Source organism: Arcobacter arenosus, from assembly GCF_005771535.1.
GTDB lineage: Bacteria > Campylobacterota > Campylobacteria > Campylobacterales > Arcobacteraceae > Halarcobacter > Halarcobacter arenosus.
In genome coordinates this window covers 657,506-674,265 of the sequence record NZ_VANU01000001.1, presented here as the reverse complement: position 1 = coordinate 674,265, position 16,760 = coordinate 657,506, and the positions used below count along the sequence as shown (strand labels likewise).

Annotated in this window: 14 protein-coding genes; 7 read left to right on the top strand and 7 right to left on the bottom strand. The window is 29.7% G+C overall.

The genetic code is table 11. The annotated features are described in order from the left end of the window. Window positions 1–6 precede the first annotated feature (6 nt). The 4 genes from FDK22_RS03470 to FDK22_RS03455 all read right to left on the bottom strand — a co-directional run bounded on the left by FDK22_RS03470 (window position 7) and on the right by FDK22_RS03455 (window position 5,111). Complete coding sequence (locus FDK22_RS03470) at window positions 7–756, bottom strand: sulfite exporter TauE/SafE family protein (RefSeq protein ID WP_138151495.1); 750 nt, start codon at window positions 754–756, stop codon at window positions 7–9. A gap of 1 nt (window position 757) precedes the next feature. Further along, on the bottom strand, window positions 758–1,828 hold the full coding sequence (locus FDK22_RS03465; protein ID WP_138151494.1) for a 2-methylaconitate cis-trans isomerase PrpF family protein: 1,071 nt from the start codon (window positions 1,826–1,828) through the stop codon (window positions 758–760). Between the two features lies 1 nt (window position 1,829). Further along, window positions 1,830–3,821, bottom strand: coding sequence for a tripartite tricarboxylate transporter permease (locus FDK22_RS03460; RefSeq protein ID WP_138151493.1), 1,992 nt, complete (start codon window positions 3,819–3,821; stop codon window positions 1,830–1,832). Window positions 3,822–4,001: 180 nt separating this feature from the next. After that, the gene (locus FDK22_RS03455; protein ID WP_212744971.1) at window positions 4,002–5,111 is read right to left on the bottom strand and encodes a Bug family tripartite tricarboxylate transporter substrate binding protein; all 1,110 of its coding nucleotides are present in this window, start codon (window positions 5,109–5,111) and stop codon (window positions 4,002–4,004) included. Between the two features lie 217 nt (window positions 5,112–5,328). Between FDK22_RS03455 and FDK22_RS03450 the strand changes: the two genes are divergently transcribed. The 5 genes from FDK22_RS03450 (at window position 5,329) to FDK22_RS03430 (ending at window position 10,116) form a co-directional block, all read left to right on the top strand. Beyond that, complete coding sequence (locus FDK22_RS03450) at window positions 5,329–6,546, top strand: OprD family outer membrane porin (RefSeq protein WP_138151492.1); 1,218 nt, start codon at window positions 5,329–5,331, stop codon at window positions 6,544–6,546. A 141-nt stretch (window positions 6,547–6,687) separates the two neighbouring features. Beyond that, window positions 6,688–7,173, top strand: coding sequence for a ribonuclease E activity regulator RraA (gene rraA / locus FDK22_RS03445; RefSeq protein WP_138151491.1), 486 nt, complete (start codon window positions 6,688–6,690; stop codon window positions 7,171–7,173). A gap of 76 nt (window positions 7,174–7,249) precedes the next feature. Next, complete coding sequence (locus FDK22_RS03440; protein WP_138151490.1) at window positions 7,250–8,074, top strand: universal stress protein; 825 nt, start codon at window positions 7,250–7,252, stop codon at window positions 8,072–8,074. 18 nt (window positions 8,075–8,092) lie between these two features. Further along, complete coding sequence (locus FDK22_RS03435) at window positions 8,093–8,755, top strand: response regulator transcription factor (protein WP_138151489.1); 663 nt, start codon at window positions 8,093–8,095, stop codon at window positions 8,753–8,755. Continuing rightward, on the top strand, window positions 8,752–10,116 hold the full coding sequence (locus tag FDK22_RS03430) for a sensor histidine kinase (protein WP_138151488.1): 1,365 nt from the start codon (window positions 8,752–8,754) through the stop codon (window positions 10,114–10,116). The genes FDK22_RS03435 and FDK22_RS03430 overlap by 4 nt, the downstream gene beginning before the upstream one ends. Window positions 10,117–10,161: 45 nt before the next feature. On the opposite strand, the gene FDK22_RS03425 is transcribed toward FDK22_RS03430, so the two are convergent. From FDK22_RS03425 to FDK22_RS03415, 3 genes are read right to left on the bottom strand one after another with little or no spacing between them, the layout of a single operon-like run. Next, window positions 10,162–11,673: a tripartite tricarboxylate transporter permease gene (locus FDK22_RS03425; RefSeq protein WP_138151487.1), complete on the bottom strand. Its 1,512-nt coding sequence runs from the start codon at window positions 11,671–11,673 to the stop codon at window positions 10,162–10,164. 9 nt (window positions 11,674–11,682) lie between these two features. Beyond that, on the bottom strand, window positions 11,683–12,132 hold the full coding sequence (locus tag FDK22_RS03420; RefSeq protein ID WP_138151486.1) for a tripartite tricarboxylate transporter TctB family protein: 450 nt from the start codon (window positions 12,130–12,132) through the stop codon (window positions 11,683–11,685). A gap of 9 nt (window positions 12,133–12,141) precedes the next feature. Further along, complete coding sequence (locus FDK22_RS03415; protein ID WP_138151485.1) at window positions 12,142–13,146, bottom strand: Bug family tripartite tricarboxylate transporter substrate binding protein; 1,005 nt, start codon at window positions 13,144–13,146, stop codon at window positions 12,142–12,144. A 230-nt stretch (window positions 13,147–13,376) separates the two neighbouring features. On the opposite strand from FDK22_RS03415, the gene FDK22_RS03410 reads away from it, so the two are divergent. Then, complete coding sequence (locus FDK22_RS03410; protein WP_138151484.1) at window positions 13,377–13,685, top strand: hypothetical protein; 309 nt, start codon at window positions 13,377–13,379, stop codon at window positions 13,683–13,685. 2 nt (window positions 13,686–13,687) lie between these two features. After that, window positions 13,688–16,675: a transcription-repair coupling factor gene (gene mfd / locus FDK22_RS03405; protein WP_138151483.1), complete on the top strand. Its 2,988-nt coding sequence runs from the start codon at window positions 13,688–13,690 to the stop codon at window positions 16,673–16,675. The last annotated feature ends 85 nt before the right edge of the window (window positions 16,676–16,760 follow it).

Sequence of the window (16,760 nt, the reverse complement as noted above, 5' to 3'; positions counted from 1 at the left end):
AAAACCTTACATCAAAACAATTCCATCATAAATTAATTTACTTCCTAATATAAGTATAACAACTTTTAAAATCATTTTAAACAGCTCATTACTACTTTTATCAAGAAGTTTTTTACCGGCAAGTGTTCCTAAATATGAAAATAGGATTAATAAAAAAATTAAAAATATCCAAGGAGTATAATCAAACCCTAATCCACCAAAAATAATTGCTTTTCCAAAATTTTGAAAAGATACACACCAAGCAAGAGTTCCAACTATTAGATGTCTTTTTGTTAAAATTGAAGATAAAAAAATTGCAATCAATGGTCCCATAACACCAACAAACATTGTTAAGAACCCTGTTATTATACCAAAAATTACAATTAGAAGATTAGATACTTTTTCAAATTTTAAATTAGGAAGTAGGTTTAATACAATAATTCCAACTCCCAAAGAAAGTTTCATTATATATTCAGGTAAAGATATTAAAAAGTAGATACTTAAAGTATATCCTATAAGGCTTCCACTCATAAAAAGAACAAAAAATCTTACAAAAAAAGATTTTCTAAAAAGAAAAGCACGTAAAAGTCCTGAGCCTGATTGTGTAAGTGCATGAATTGAAAGAAGTGCAGTAGGAGGAAGAATCATACTCATCCCTCCTATTACTAAAAGTCCTCCACCAGAACCAACTGTTGTTGATATTGCTGCTCCTATAAAACAGCATATTATTAATATAAATATATCAAAAATTTCTAATGGAAGATAAAAAAAGTCCATTTTATACAAAAACCTCTCCGGCCATTAGAAGTCTAGCCGTTCTTGTTGTTTTCCCTTCCACATCTTTTATATCTGTTGTAGGAAAATTTACTCCAACATCAATTGTTCCTGAAGGTGTTTCTATTTTTACAATATGTTCTCCAAGTTCAAACTCTTTAGAGTTTATTTCATGTAGAATAGTCCCTTTTATAAAAGACCCAGCTGCTACACAAAATCCTGCACTAACAGCAAGAGCTGGGTGAGCAGTTGTTGGGGTAAAATATCGAATATTTATATCCCCATTATTTTTTGCCTCTGAGATAATTGCAAATTTTGGAATTACATTTCCTTTTGCACTACCTAATCCCATCTTTTGTGAAGCTTGTTCTCTAATTAGTTCTATTTTTTCGAAAAGTTCTTTTTTTGCATCAAGTTCATTTGGTGTTTCATATCCTGTTAACCCCATATCCTTAGCTTTTACAAAAACAACTGGCATAGAGATATCTAAACAAGTTGCCTTAATCCCATCAAAAATATCATATGTATTTCCAGTAGGAAGATAATCTCCTGTTTTCCCACCACTTATATTTTTAAAAAACATTTTTATAGGAGAAGCTGTACCTGGAACTCCAGCTATCTCAAAGTCACCGTGGTATTGAACAGTCCTATTTGGAGTTTGGATTACTTGGGTAATAGTTGCACCAGTATTTACATCATATACATTTACTATTGTTTCACCATCTTCTACTGATACCAAACCTCTTTCAATTCCAAATGCCCCAACAGCTGTGAGAATATTACCACATGTTGGTTTATCATCTGCTATTGCTTCATCTATACTTGGTTGGATAAATTTATACTCTAAATCTATCCCTTCTCTTTTTGATACTGATATAATAGCAACCTTTGTAGTAACTGTTGTTGCCCCACCTATACCATCAATTTGTCTAATATCAGGACTTCCCATAATCTTTAAAATTAAATTATGTCTTTCCTCTTTATCTTTAGGTAAATCATTATCTAAAAAATATGCACCTTTAGAAGTCCCTGATCTATATAAAATACAGCTAATTCTTTTTAAATCATTCATCATTTTATGCTCCTATTATTGCATCATAAATTAAACCTGTTGGAAGGTGAAGTGTCATAATATGGCTTATAAATAGTAGAAATCCTATTGCCACACCAGTAATAATGAATATTTTTAACCAAGAAGATTTCATCTTTGTTCTAATTATTATCATAAAAAGAATTGCTAATGATGGAACAAACCCTAATATCCAAGTTCCTAATAAGAAAATAGGAAGGATTAAAAAGTTTTTCCAAATATCAATCCATGTAGATGAAAGCTGTCCATTTTCAGTAATTGCAACTGATAAAATATCATTTTGTCTTTTTTTAGATGTAATTTGAATTGATAATATAACTCCAAAAAATAAAAGTAATGAACTAATTACTATTGGGAAAATACCACCTAAAAATTGGTGTCCCCAAGAGTCAATTAATGCAAATAGACCAAATGCCATAAGAAGCCAAATAAATAATAATTCTCCTGTAAAAAATGAGTACGGATAATTTGTAGTTTCTTCTTTATTTTGTATATTTAATTCTTTCTCTTTTTTTGAGTCTCTATTTTTAAAATAAACACTAATTAAAACTGAAGCGACCATAAATACTATTAAAATAATTACACCTGGTCTTTCCATCATTTCCCATGAATAAAACTGAACTGCTTGATAATAATATGTTTCAATAGTTCCAGCTAAAACAAAACCAATAAGTAGGGCAGGTCTTGGCCAGTCAAAGTATTTGAATAATGTTCCTAATGCACCAATTGCAATTAAAAGCATTAAATCCTCTAAAGATCTTGTTGCTTGAAGTGCAGCAAAGAAAATAATCATTAACATAAATGGAGCAACATATCCATAAGGAATAGTTGTTATTTTTGAAATCTTATTTGATAGAAGCATACAAGTTCCAGTACCAACAACATTTGCAATTGCTAAAGACCAGATAATTATATATGAAACCTCTAAGTTCTCATTAACCATTCCCGGTCCTGGTTCAATTCCAAGAATTACAAGTCCACCTAAGAATACAGCCATAGAACCACTTCCCGGAATACCAAATAGAAGTGTTGGAACTAATCCTCCACCCTCTTTAGCATTATTTGCTGATTCAGGAGCGATAACTCCTCTTACATCACCTTTACCAAACTTTGATTTATCCTTTGAAGTTTGTACAACATGTCCATAAGCAATCCAGTCAACAACACTCCCTCCAAGGCCAGGAATAGCACCAATCATAGCGCCAATTGGGGCACAACGTGCTACTATCCATTTTGAAATCCATACATCTTTAATTCCTTGAACAAAACTTCCTCCAAGCTTTTCGGCTTTTGAAATCTTTTTATTTTCAACTAATAAAGAGATGATTTCAGGAACTGCATATACACCAAGTCCTAAAATTACAAGTTTAATTCCATCATATAAATAATAGCTATCCATAGTCATTCTAAACTCACCAGTTGCTGGTGCTGAACCAACTGATCCTAAAAGAAGCCCAATTGCAGCAGCTATAAATCCTTTATATAGAGATTTACCACTTAAAACCCCAACCATACTAAGTCCAAAAATACCTAAAATAAATAGTTCAGCAGATCCAAGTTTTAAAATTAAATCCCTTGCAAAGATTATAAATATAGATAAAATTAAAGCACCTAAAAGACCTCCTATTAATGAAGCAGAAAATGCAGCTCCAAGTGCTCTTGCTGCTTCACCTTTTTTAGACATAGGATATCCATCAAGAACTGTTGCTTGAGAAGCAGAAGAACCTGGTATTCCCATAAGAACTGAAGTAAAAGTATCTGAGGTTGGAATAACTGCAACCATACCAATTAGCATTGCTAATGCTGAGGTTTGATCCATACCATAAAGAAATGGTAACATTATAGAAAAACCTACAATACCTCCTAATCCTGGTAAAATCCCAACTAAAATTCCTAAAAACACTCCACCAAGTAGATAAATCATATGATGAATTTGCATTAATTCAGAAAATGCATTCATAAGTGTTTCAAAAGCCATCTTATATCCTTTCTTGAAGTACTACTACTTCTCATTTTATAAAAGAAGATTAACATTCTACTCTGGCATGAAACTTGCATTTTTTTGTAAAGAAAGTAATATTAAAAATTAGTAAAAATAAAAAAAGCCACCATCGTCAAAGAGATAGTGGCTTTTAGAAGGAGGGGTTAAATTTTATGTTTAGAATCTAACGTTATAGTTAGTAGTAAGCCAATTTTGAATCCACTTTCTATCTTCATCATTTACGTTTGTTGCAGTTGATTTAAGCTTGTCTGCTTTTTCTCCAACTGTTTGAGGATAAATACCAAGTTGTTGTTCACTCATTGCTTTAAATTCTGGGTCTGAAACAATCTTTTTCATCGCATTTTGATAAGTTTCAACAACATCATTTGATACATCTTTTGGTAACATAATCATCTTTTGAGATGGGAATGAAGCTGTAAAGAATGTTTTCCATGCATTAAAGGCATCACCTGATGGTTTTTTACCATGAACTTTTTCATATACTTCACCAAAATGTGGTAAATTTGGGAAAGTTGGGTCTCTTTGGAAATCGCCATTATCATCTAGTGTTCCCCACGCAAATAAAGGAACAGCTCTACCATCTTTTTGTGCAGGTAATACATTTTTAATATAAGAAGATGTAGTTTGGAAATCAATATTTGTTTCCCCTCTTAAAAATGCAAGTCTTGTTGACTTTTTACCTTTCATACCAAATACTGGTTGAGTTTTAATATCTAATAAATCAAATGCAAGTAATGCAATTAAATCCATAGAAGTTGCACCTTGAGATCCAAACTTTAATTCTTGAGAACTAAGCTTATCTAAATCATCAATACTATTAACTCCTAGTTTAGATGATACATAAACAACTCCACCAGTTGGTGAAGAGATTACTGCTTTCCAGTTTTTATAATCATATCTTACTCTTTTATCTCCAAGAAGAAATGGGATTTGAGTTGAAGCAGATGAAGCAAAAATTGTTAAACCATCTTTTGAAGCTCTTTTTGCAAAGAAGTTTGCACCTTTAGTTGAACCACCACCTGGCATATTTTTAATTACAACAGTTGGTTGTCCTGGAAGATTTTTAGAAATTAAAGGAGCATAAAATCTACTCCATTTATCAGTTCCTCCACCAGCTTTATAAGGAACTATCCATTCAATTGTTTTTCCTTTAAAACTAACCTCTTTTGCCGTTGCAACATTTACTAGCATCCCTAGTGCTAGAGTTGAAGCTAAAATTGTCTTTGCCATTTTACCTGTAAACAGGGTTCCTTTTCTAGTCATCATGTTAAATCCTTTTTTTGATTTTATGTTGGAAGATTAACATTGGATTCTGGCATGAACCTTGCAGAATTGTAAGTTTTATATTTAGATTTGAAATGCTATTTTATTGCTATGTTTAGGGCTTTTTTTGCAAGATTATTGACAGAATCCAATGTTAATATCACACATTGATTTTATTTAGTGACTGCTAGATAAAAAATCTACATAAAAAAGGAATAAAATGGGGAAATCATATAAAAGAAGCCTTATTGCTGCATTTTTAATAGTATCAACAGGTTCACAAGTTTTAGCTTCTGATTCAGTAGTAGAAGCTTTTACAAATGGAAAAGTAAAAGGTGAATTAAAATCATATTATTTTAATGAAGCTTACGATTCTGCTACATCATCAGATAATAGTGTATGGGCAAATGGTATAAAATTAGGATATAAAACTGATTCATATAAAGGGATAAGTTTAGGAGCGACATTTCAAGGAGCTGATGTTACATCTATAGATGATGATGCCAATAAACAGAATAAAACCATGAATGCTGGTGGAGCAGTTTTATCAGAAGCTTATGTAAACTACAAATATAAAAATACACAATTTAAAGGTGGTAGACAGTTTATCTCTTTACCTTTAATAAAAGGTTCTGGTTCAAGACTTATAAAAGAATCATTTGAGGGATATTTTTTATCTAACACAGATATACCTGATACACTTATCTCTTTAGGAAAAATCACTAAATATCAAACAAGAACAGATGCAGTTACATCAACAACTAATGCCGCATCATTTACAAACTCAGATTCAAATACTGGTGATGTTGGGGAATTTAATAAAATTGGAACTAATGGAGCTATATCTTTATATTTAAAGAATAAGTCAATTGAAAACTTAACTATTCAAACTCACTATGTTGATTTTATTGATGAAGTAGCTGATTTATATATTGATGCTAAATATAATTTTGGTGGAGAGTTTAAACCATATATTGCAGCACAATACTATAATTCAAACTATGATAATAGTGCAACAAAAGATAGCTTTATGACAGGATATAAAGTGGGTGCAACATTTGCAGGTTATAATATACATGCTTCATATACTTCAACAGATGATGATGGAAATGTAAATAGAGGTATTGGTGAAGCTGCAACAGCATCATTTACCTCTGCTACATCAACTACAGGAAACTATACAGCAGGAACAGATACTTGGCAAGTAGGAGTTTCTAAAAAGTTTGGTGACTTATCAGCGGAAGTGAAGTACACAAGTAGTGATGCTGAATTAAAAAAGAATGACTTAGACCAAATATATTTAGGGTTAAAATATAAATTCTCTGGTGAGCTTAAAAATCTTTCATTATCAACTGAATATACTATTTATGACTATGGTTTAGGTAATGAAGCAAAAGAAAAAAATGAATTAAGAGCAAAACTAATTTATAAATTCTAATGATTATCTTCTAAAATTAGAAATCAAAATGCGCGAACAAGAAAAAAGGGAGCTAAGACTCCTTTTTTTAATTTTATCTATACTTGCAAGATTTATGACAGAAAAATAAAGTACTATTCGAAAAAATTAAAAAGGATTAACATGAGACAATATAGAACAGCTGATCTTTGTGATGAAAATCAAGATAAAAAAATTCAAGTATTATCCCACAAATTCAAAAACTATGGTGGAAAAAAAAGATTTAAAGGAAGAGTAAAAACTATTAAAATTGAAAAAAGTAATTGGGCAGTAATTGATGTGCTAAAAAATGAATCAGGTAAAAATAAAGTTTTAGTTATTGATGTTGAAGAAGCTCCTTATGGTATTGTTGGAGATAAATTATCTACTCTTGCAGAAAGAAATCAATATGAAGCTATAATCATAAATGGATTTGTTAGAGATACAATGGAAACAAAAAAATTTAATATTGGACTTTTTGCACTAGGGACTTGTCCTTTAAGAAATTTTGATAAAACACCATCACAATTAGGTATTGATTTATATTTTGGAAATGTTTCTTTTAAAGAAGATGATTATATATATTGTGATGAAGATGGAATTATTATTTCAAATGAAAAGCTTATATAGAAGAATCTCTATTCCTTTGTCAGTATTCTGCCAGAAATATATTTTATAATAGTTTTAAAAATTTAAAGGTGTAAATATGAATTATAAAAAACTATTTTTCCCAATTGGTGGAGGGAATGGATTAGAAGAAAGAATATATGGGGCACTGCTAATAGCAAAAAAATTTAATATAAAACTGGAAGTTTTAAAATCTGTACTTAAATCCAATACAAGTCTTTATAAGTCATACGCAATGCCAGAAGAGTTACAAAATGAGATTGATGCGATTATAAATACAAAGTTTGATGATGAAAAAAAAGAGTTTATCAATCTTTTTAATAAAGTTTTAGAAAAAGTTGATTTAGATGATTCTTTAGTTCATTTAAAAATAAAAGAGGGATTAAGAAGTTCTCTTGTGGAACAAGAATCAAAATATTGTGATTTAGTTATTGCAGCAGCTCCACCTTCTGGTGTAACAACGGCAACCTTTGAAACCTCAGTACTTAAAAGTGGAAAACCAGTATTAATGTTTCCACGAATAATGAGAAATTTTTCAATGGATTCTGTAATTATTGGATGGAATAATTCTACAGAAGCCTCAAGAGCAGTTACTTCTTCTATTGAGATTTTAAAACAAGCACAAAAAGTACATATTGTATCTTCTACTGAGTACACAGAAGACTCAGAAACTATGTCAAATCTTATTGCTTATTTAAAAGAGCATGATGTAGATGCAAGTTTTGAAATAGTAAAAACAACAAGAATCCCAGGACAAGCTCTTTTAAATGCTGCACTTGATGGAAATTTTGATTTAATTGTTGCAGGAGCTTATGGACATAAAGGATTAAAGGAACTAATGTTTGGTGGAGCAACTAGGTACTTATTAGAAAATTCAACCTTACCAGTTTTTATGTCTCATTAATTATGGTAGAATTATCTTATGAAGATATTACTAGTTGAAGATAATGAAAAATTAGCAAATGCTGTTTTAAAAAAACTTGAAAACAATGGATATTGTGTTGATATGTTTTTTGATGGAGATGAGGGGCTTTATGCCTTAGAATCTTCTTTTTATGATTTATTAATTCTAGATTTAGGTCTTCCTGGAATTGATGGTATTGATATAATTAAAAAATTAAGAAATCTTCATAAGACAATACCTATACTTATAATCTCTGCACGTGATGAACTTGATCAAAGAATATTTGGCTTAGAGTGTGGAGCTGATGATTATTTATGTAAACCCTTTGAATTAAATGAAGTTATAGCAAGAGTTCAAGCACTTCTTAGAAGAACAAAATACCATGTACACAGTAAAATAACCTATAATGATTTAGTATATGACACCCAAAATAGGACTTTATCAAGGGCAGATAAATATATTGAACTAAGTAAAAGAGAATTAGCTATTTTTGAAAACCTATTACTAAATTTAGATACTGTTTTAAGTAAAGAAAATATTGTTGAACATATTAGTACTTATACAGAATCTATTCATCCCTCATCAGTTGAAACCTATGTATCAAGGATACGTAAAAAACTTGGAGATTCAATTAATCTTAAAACAGCAAGGGGATTAGGATATATTTTGAGTAGTAAATGAAAAATATACAATCGATAAAATCAAGGCTTTTAATATCCTTAACTCTTCCTCTAACAATTGGCGCTATTTTATTGGTTTTAGTTATATATTTTATAGTTCAAGATAAAGTAAATAAACACTTCGATAATACATTATATGCTACTGCAAAAAGTATGGAAGATAGTATAAATATTAAAAATGGCAGATTAATTGTTAATCTTCCATATTTTGCAATTGATTTATTAGCTTCAAATAGTGATGGATTAGTATTTTATTCTATTGTAAATGAGAAAAAAAAAGTTCTTACGGGATATAAAAATTTATTAAGAGATGATTTATTAGCTAATAATGACAAACTATTTTATTATACTACATATGCAGGTGCAAGATTAAGAGTAGTATCATTTAAAACATCTTTAGCAAGTGCAGGTAAAGTACATTTTGCAACAATTACAATAGGTGAAACCCTTGAGGGAAGAGAAACTACAATAAATGAGATTTTAACTATTCTTTTTATTGTAATTCTTTCAGTTATAATCTTCACTCTTTTAGTTTCATTTTTTGCTGTTAAAAATGGATTGTTACCCTTATATAAATTGAAACAAATCATTCAAAAAAGAGATTCTAAAGATTTAAAACCCATACATTTTGATGCTCCAAAAGAGATTGAAGATGTTGTTAATAGTATAAATATTTTATTAACAAGAAGTAGGGATACTATTAAATATATAGAACAGTTTAATTCTGATGTTTCTCATCAGTTAAGAACACCTTTAGCTGAATTAAAAGTTCAGTTAGAAGAGTACCATGAAAACAATAATTGGGACTATGTAGAATTAAATAAAGTTGTTAATACAATGTCTCATATAACTGAACAATTATTGCTTTATGCAAAAACTAATCCTAGTACAATAGATAAAACATATTTAAAAAGGATAAATCTTAATAGTTTTTGTAAGGAATATGCTTTAAAAGTTTCATCAAAAGTATATTCAAAAGGGTTTGAATTTGCTTTTGAAGATATTGATGAAGATATATTTATAGAAGCTGATGAAATTATGTTAAGAAGTATGTTGGATAATATTCTCAATAATGCTTTACATTATGCCCTTGATGATTTTGGAAATCCAATAGGTACAATAACTCTTTTTCTAAAAAGACATAATAATACTATTTGGTTAAGTATAAAAGATGAAGGTAAAGGTATTAATAAAAAAGATTTAAATACTATTTTTGATAGATTTTATAGAGTTGATTCTAAAAAAAGTGGAAGTGGTTTAGGTTTAAATATTGTAAAACAAATTGCATCTTTACACCGTGCAAAAGTTGAAGCAATAAACAATAATGGATTAGTTGTTTCTATTATTTTCCCATTAAAATAATAAAAAAATTTGAGAAAGAAGAAGAGCCTTAATAGACTCCTCTTTTTATTTACTAGAAAGTTTATTCTTCGTAAACTTTTCGATGATTGTCGAACCAAATAAAGATAATACTAATAAAGCTAAAATCACTAAAGTGATAGGTCTTTCAAATATGTATGAAATATCACCACCTGAAATTTGTAATGTTTGAACTAAATTACTCTCTGCCATTTTTCCTAATAGCATACCAATAACAGTCGCAGGAACAGAGAAGTTATATCTTCTAAATAGCCAACCAATAATTGCAAATACTAAAACAGCTGTTGGTCCTGCCATATTTCCAGTTAAACCAAAAGCTCCAGCAGTAGCTAAAACTAAAACAGAAGGAACTAAGTATGTCATTTTAACTTTAATAATTGATGCTAATATTGGTATTAAAATAAGACCTAAAGCTATTAGTAAAAATACTTGTCCAAAGTTAGCAAAAATAATAGCATAAACTATATCCATCTCTTCTCTAATAAATTGTGGACCACCTGTAATATTGTGCATAGCAAAGGCAGCAAGCATAACTGCTGTTGCACCACCACCTGGAATACCAAGTGCTAAAAGAGTAGCCATTGAACCAGCTTCAGATGTACTATTTGCTGATTCTGAAGCAACTACACCTTTAGGATTTCCTTTTCCATAACTATCTGGGTCTTTATCTCTTCTTTTTGTTTCAATATATGAAAGTAAATTCGATACAGAAGAACCAACCCCTGGAACAGCTCCAATTATAACACCAATAAAACTTCCTCTTATTAGTATTGCCGGATACTTAAATGCTTGTTTAAAACCTTTCATAATATATGAAATACGAACTTTTCTTTGACTTTCATCTTCAACTAAAAATTCAGAATTAACAAGTTTAAAAAGTTCAGATGCAGCAAACATACCCATCATTGCTGGAATTACAGGAACACCATCTGCAAGAAGTTCTATATTCATAGTTCCTCTCATAACTCCTACTTCACTAAATCCTATTGTTCCAATTAGAAGACCAAATAATCCGGCAATTAAACCTTTGATTATATGTTTTCCTGTCAAACTTGCAATCAGAGTTAATCCCCATAAAATTACCATGAACATTTCTGAAGGACCTAATTTTAATACAAAACCTGACATTGGTTTAATTAAGAAAAATAATAAAACATATCCTAATAATACACCAAAAGTAGAAGAACCTAAAGCCAAACCTAAAGCTTCATTATGTTTTCCATTTCTAGCCATTGGATATCCATCAAATGCTGTTGCAATAGCAGAGGATGTACCTGGAATATTCATTAAAATTGCAGGAACTCCTGCTCCAAAACCACCACCAGTGAATATTGCAGTTAAAAACAACATTGCTTGTAAAAAATCCATATAAAGTGTCATTGGCAAAAATATTGCCATTGCCATAGATGTTTGAAGTCCTGGTGTTGCTCCAAAAAATAATCCAATCATAATCCCTGGAATAACTACTAGCCAATATTCTGGTTGAGAAAACAATAAACTTAGTGCTTCAGATGCCGAAGCAATATCAATTAAATCCATTTTTTTCTCCTAATAATCTGTTGGTAGTATCATCATAGGCATAGGATATGGTAACATCTGTGAAAAAAAGTATGCAATTATAAAACCATAAACTAAACTATAACCCAAAATCCACGGAAATCTACTTTCACCATGGAAAAACAAAAATAATCCTAAAAAAAGTACAGTACCAATATCAAAGCCTAAATACTCTAGACTTAAAATATATAATGTAAATAGAATTATTACAGGAATTACCGAAGATATACTCTCTTTTTCCTCTTCTTTTACTTTCATATCGTTTTGTGTAAAGAATTCATAAATACATAAACATAAAGTAATAGCTACTATAGGAAGAATAAGAACTATATTTTCTAAACTGCTTGAGGCATTATGTGTATCAACGCCATACCACAATACAAAAGCAGCTAAGCATAGTATTACTATGCTATTAGCTATTTTTTCTTTTGATAAAGCCATGGCTTATCCTTATTTTTTTAATAAGTGAGAGTATGACTTAAAGATTTCAAATGATTCTTGAATTAATTTATTAGATTGCTCAGGACCAGTCCAAGTATAACCTATATCACTCTTTTTAAGAAACTTTTGAACACCTTTTGTTGCTAAAGTTCTTTTAATTCCATCAACTAATTTTGTATATCTTTCTGGATATTTCTCTTTAAATGTAGCAGGAACAGCAAACCCTCTCATTGAACCACTAAATACAGGTAATTTTATACCACTTGAAGCAATAGATTCATTTAATGTTGGAGCATCCCATTGTTTCATTCTTTCATCTTTAACAATTGCAATTGGTTTTATAAACTCTCTAATACTTTCACTTCCTTGTGCTGATATAGCAATTAAATCAACTTGCCCACCTGCAACTGCAGTTCTTGCTTTTCCACCACTACTGTAAGTAACTAAATTTAAGTTTTCTTGAGGAATATTAAATTTCTCTAATAAAAGTTTTAACATTAAATGTCCACCTGAACCTTGAACAACAGCAGCTTTAACTGTTTTTGGCTCATTTTTTATTGCTTCAATAACTTCCATCATTGAGTTGTATTTTGAATTTTTATTTAATGCAAAAAGTTCAAAGTCAAACCATTGAATATTTAAAAAGTCAAAATCTGTCATTTTATATTTTGCATTACCAGAAAGAATTGTATTTGCTAGATATGGTGCAAAAGTTGATGCAAAAACTGTATATCCATCAGCAGGTTTTGATAATACATAATTTGCAGCAATTTGAGTTCCTGCTCCTTTTTTGTTTACAACTTTTACTCTTGTTTCTAGTTCATCAGAAAGAAATGATGTCATAGAACGTGTCATTCTGTCTGCACTTCCCCCTATACCAAATCCAACAACCATATTAATTGGTTTTTTAGTTGGATAATCATCAGCTAATAAGTTTGATCCACCTAGAAGTCCAAATCCTAGTACTGCAGTTGCAGCTACTTTTAATGTCGATTTCACAATATTTGTATACATAATCACTCCTATTTTTAAGTTATATTGAAACTTTAACAGATGAATCTGGCAAAATGCTGACAAGTTTATATTTAATTAGTATTAACTACTTAATCTCTTTTTTTGCTTAATTAAATGATAAACCCCAAATTAAACCTTATTTAAATACAATACGCTTTTAATAAATACCAATAGTCATTGATGGCTTTATTATATTGATTTATACAGTTATTGTTTAAGGAAAAAATATTATGGAAGATAATGGAATAGAATTACTTGTTTTATTGGATATCTCAGGTTTAGAAGATAAACAAAGATTTGAAAAACATTTAAAAAGAGAAGGATTTAAAACAGTTGAGGGGGAAGATTTCGTTTATACTGCAAAATCTTCAACAACTACATTTTCAACAAAGGCTTATATTTTAGAGGTTTTTAAAGAAGGTCTTAGAAAACAAGAGTTTAAAGGTAGTGCAAATATGGTTTTTTTACTTAATGAAACACCATATCCAGCTTATTATTTTGATAAAAATACAAATGAGTTTGAACTAGTAAAAGAGTAGTATTGAAAAATATTTATGAATTTCTAAAGGGTTTAAAAGATAATAAAGAGTTAAAATCTTGCCAGCTTTTAATTGTAAATGATGATAAACAAGCACAAATTGCTAATGATATAGTTTCATTTTTAGGTTTTGAATCTTTTGTATTATCTGATTTTAGGGCAAATTTTGGTGATGATTTACTCTCTTTTAGTGAAGAATTACAAGGTATTACTAAAACTTTAAACGATTATTATTCTTATAAAAAAGAGAATAAAATTTTAATCTCACCAATTAGAACTGTATCTTTCCCTATGCCAAAAGATACTTGTTTTGATTCCTTTGAAATCTCATTTGCTGATACATTAAAACTAGAAGATTTAAAAGATAAACTTCATAACTGGGGATACTATTTTGTTGATATTGTAACCTCTGAAGCAGAAGTTTCAATTAGAGGTGATATCCTTGATATTTGCCCCCTTGGTAGTGAAAAAGGGTTTAGAGTATCTTTATTTGATGATGAAGTTGAATCAATTAGAGAGTTTGATATTGAAGATCAAAAATCTTCAAAAGATGAGATTGAATCTTTTAAAATAACCCCTGCATTTTTAGCTTTAGATGAAGAAACCTTAGAAGATATAAATGAGCAAATAGAATTAGTTGAATCTGATGCTTTTATTAAAGATATTCACTCTTTAGGTTTTTGGTATTTAGGAGATTTAGGTGAGTATTTACCACAAAAACTAAACTCTTTTATTACCCATGAAGCCTTGGATGAACTTGATGAGGTTTATGTTTTTGAAGATAAAAGATTAAACAAAGACAAGTTTTTAACAATCCCTCAAATTACATATTCAAAAGATTATCAAGAGATAGCCCCTGCAAATATAAAAGAGTTTTTAAGCTTCCATGAGGGCAAAAAAGTAACTATTATTTCATCTTCTGAGGCTAAAGTAAAATCCTTTGATTTAGAACTTTCAAATGAAAAAATAAACTATGTATTTAATAACTCAATTATAAATTTAGTTTCAAATGATGAAGTGATTATTTCATTAAATAAAGAGATTAAAAAAAGAAGAAAGAAAAAAGTAAGGCTTGTTCTTGATGAGTTACAAAATGGAGATTTTGTAGTTCATGAAAAACATGGTATTGGACAATACAAAGGGATTGAGCCAGTTGTAGTTATGGGTGCAAAAAGAGATTTTGTAGTTGTAATGTATGCCGGTGATGATAAACTTTTACTTCCCGTTGAAAACATTGATTTAATTGACAGATATGTAGCTGATGGTAGTTCTTATGCTGTTGTTGATAAGTTAGGTAAGGGAAGTTTTGCCAAACTAAAAGAGAAAGTAAAAGATAGACTTTTTGCAATTGCAAATGATATTATAAAAATAGCAGCTGCTAGAGAACTTGTAAATGGTATTAAAATCAACACAAACAAACAGCTTTTAACAGACTTTGCAAAAAAAGCAGGTTTTGATTACACAAAAGATCAAAAAAGAAGTGTTAAAGAGATTTTTGATGATTTAAATTCAGGTAGAGTTATGGATAGACTTCTTTCTGGAGATGTTGGATTTGGTAAAACTGAAGTTGCAATGAATGCAATGTTAGCAGTTGTATTAGATGGACATCAGACACTTTTTGTTTGCCCTACAACACTACTTGCATCTCAACACTATCATGGTATTAAAAAAAGATTTGATGAGTTTGGTATAAAAGTTGCTAAACTTGATGGTAAATCAACTACAAAAGAAAAGAATGAAGTTAAGAAATCACTTGAAAACGGTGATATTCAAGTGGTTATTGGAACCCACTCACTTTTAAGTGTAAAAACAAAAGATTTGGCCCTTGTTATTATTGATGAAGAGCATAAATTTGGTGTAAAACAAAAAGAGAAATTAAAACAATTAAGAGAAGATGTGCATATTTTCTCAATGTCAGCTACTCCAATTCCTAGAACACTAAATTTAGCACTTTCAAAACTAAAAGGGATGAGTTCATTACTTACTCCTCCAAGTGAAAGACTAGGGGTTAGAACCTATGTAAAAGAGTATAGTGAAAAATTAATCAAAGAGATAGTTTTAAGGGAAAAAAGAAGAGGTGGTCAACTTTTTTATGTTCATAATAACATTGCTTCAATTGAAGCTAAAAAAGCTGATATTGAAGAAATTGTTCCCAATATTAAAATAGAGATTATTCACTCAAAAATTAAACCAGCAGATGCAGAAAAACTAATAGAAAGATTTGAAAATAAAGAGTTCGATATCTTACTTGCAACATCTATTGTTGAATCTGGACTTCATTTACCAAATGCAAACTCAATTATTATTGATGGTGCTGATAGATTTGGTATTGCAGATTTACATCAGTTAAGAGGAAGAGTTGGTAGAAGTAATAAAGAGGGATTTTGTTACTACGTGGTTGAAGATAAGAAAAAAATTACAGATGATGCAATCAAAAGATTAGTTGCTCTTGAATCAAACTCATATTTAGGAAGTGGTACAGCTTTAGCCCATCAAGACTTAGAAATCAGAGGTGGTGGAAATATTATTGGTGAAGCACAAAGTGGACATATCAAACAAATTGGATATGGTTTATATTTAAAAATGCTTGAAGATGCACTGGCAACTCTAAGTGGGGATAAAAAAGAAGAATCTGAATCTGTAGATATCAAATTAGCAATCTCAGCTTATATTTCAAGTGATTATATAGTTGAAGATAGAGTAAGACTTGAACTTTATAGAAGACTTTCAAAATGTAAAGATAAAGATGAAGTTTATGTTATAGAAGAGGAGATGGAGGATAGATTTGGTAAACCTGACATCCCAACAAAACAATTCTTGGAACTTATTATTATAAAAATTCTTGCAATTTCTAAAGGAATTAAGACAATTAGTTCTTATGAAATGAATATCACTTTAACAAAATCAGATGATACAAAAGAAACTATAAAGTCTTCAAGTAAAGATGATGATGATATTATTTCTGCAACTTTACAATATTTAAGAAAGTAATAAACAATTGCTTTCTTAAGTTGTCGTACTTGTTAATATGGTATAATCGCAACACTTATAAAACACAAATTTCAATATAGTTTTG

Coding starts and splice junctions, on each gene's coding strand:
- FDK22_RS03470 (WP_138151495.1), bottom strand. CDS start 756: ATGGACTTTTTTTATCTTCCATTAGAAATTTTTGATATATTTATATTA.
- FDK22_RS03465 (WP_138151494.1), bottom strand. CDS start 1,828: ATGATGAATGATTTAAAAAGAATTAGCTGTATTTTATATAGATCAGGG.
- FDK22_RS03460 (WP_138151493.1), bottom strand. CDS start 3,821: ATGGCTTTTGAAACACTTATGAATGCATTTTCTGAATTAATGCAAATT.
- FDK22_RS03455 (WP_212744971.1), bottom strand. CDS start 5,111: ATGATGACTAGAAAAGGAACCCTGTTTACAGGTAAAATGGCAAAGACA.
- FDK22_RS03450 (WP_138151492.1), top strand. CDS start 5,329: ATGGGGAAATCATATAAAAGAAGCCTTATTGCTGCATTTTTAATAGTA.
- rraA (WP_138151491.1), top strand. CDS start 6,688: ATGAGACAATATAGAACAGCTGATCTTTGTGATGAAAATCAAGATAAA.
- FDK22_RS03440 (WP_138151490.1), top strand. CDS start 7,250: ATGAATTATAAAAAACTATTTTTCCCAATTGGTGGAGGGAATGGATTA.
- FDK22_RS03435 (WP_138151489.1), top strand. CDS start 8,093: ATGAAGATATTACTAGTTGAAGATAATGAAAAATTAGCAAATGCTGTT.
- FDK22_RS03430 (WP_138151488.1), top strand. CDS start 8,752: ATGAAAAATATACAATCGATAAAATCAAGGCTTTTAATATCCTTAACT.
- FDK22_RS03425 (WP_138151487.1), bottom strand. CDS start 11,673: ATGGATTTAATTGATATTGCTTCGGCATCTGAAGCACTAAGTTTATTG.
- FDK22_RS03420 (WP_138151486.1), bottom strand. CDS start 12,132: ATGGCTTTATCAAAAGAAAAAATAGCTAATAGCATAGTAATACTATGC.
- FDK22_RS03415 (WP_138151485.1), bottom strand. CDS start 13,146: ATGTATACAAATATTGTGAAATCGACATTAAAAGTAGCTGCAACTGCA.
- FDK22_RS03410 (WP_138151484.1), top strand. CDS start 13,377: ATGGAAGATAATGGAATAGAATTACTTGTTTTATTGGATATCTCAGGT.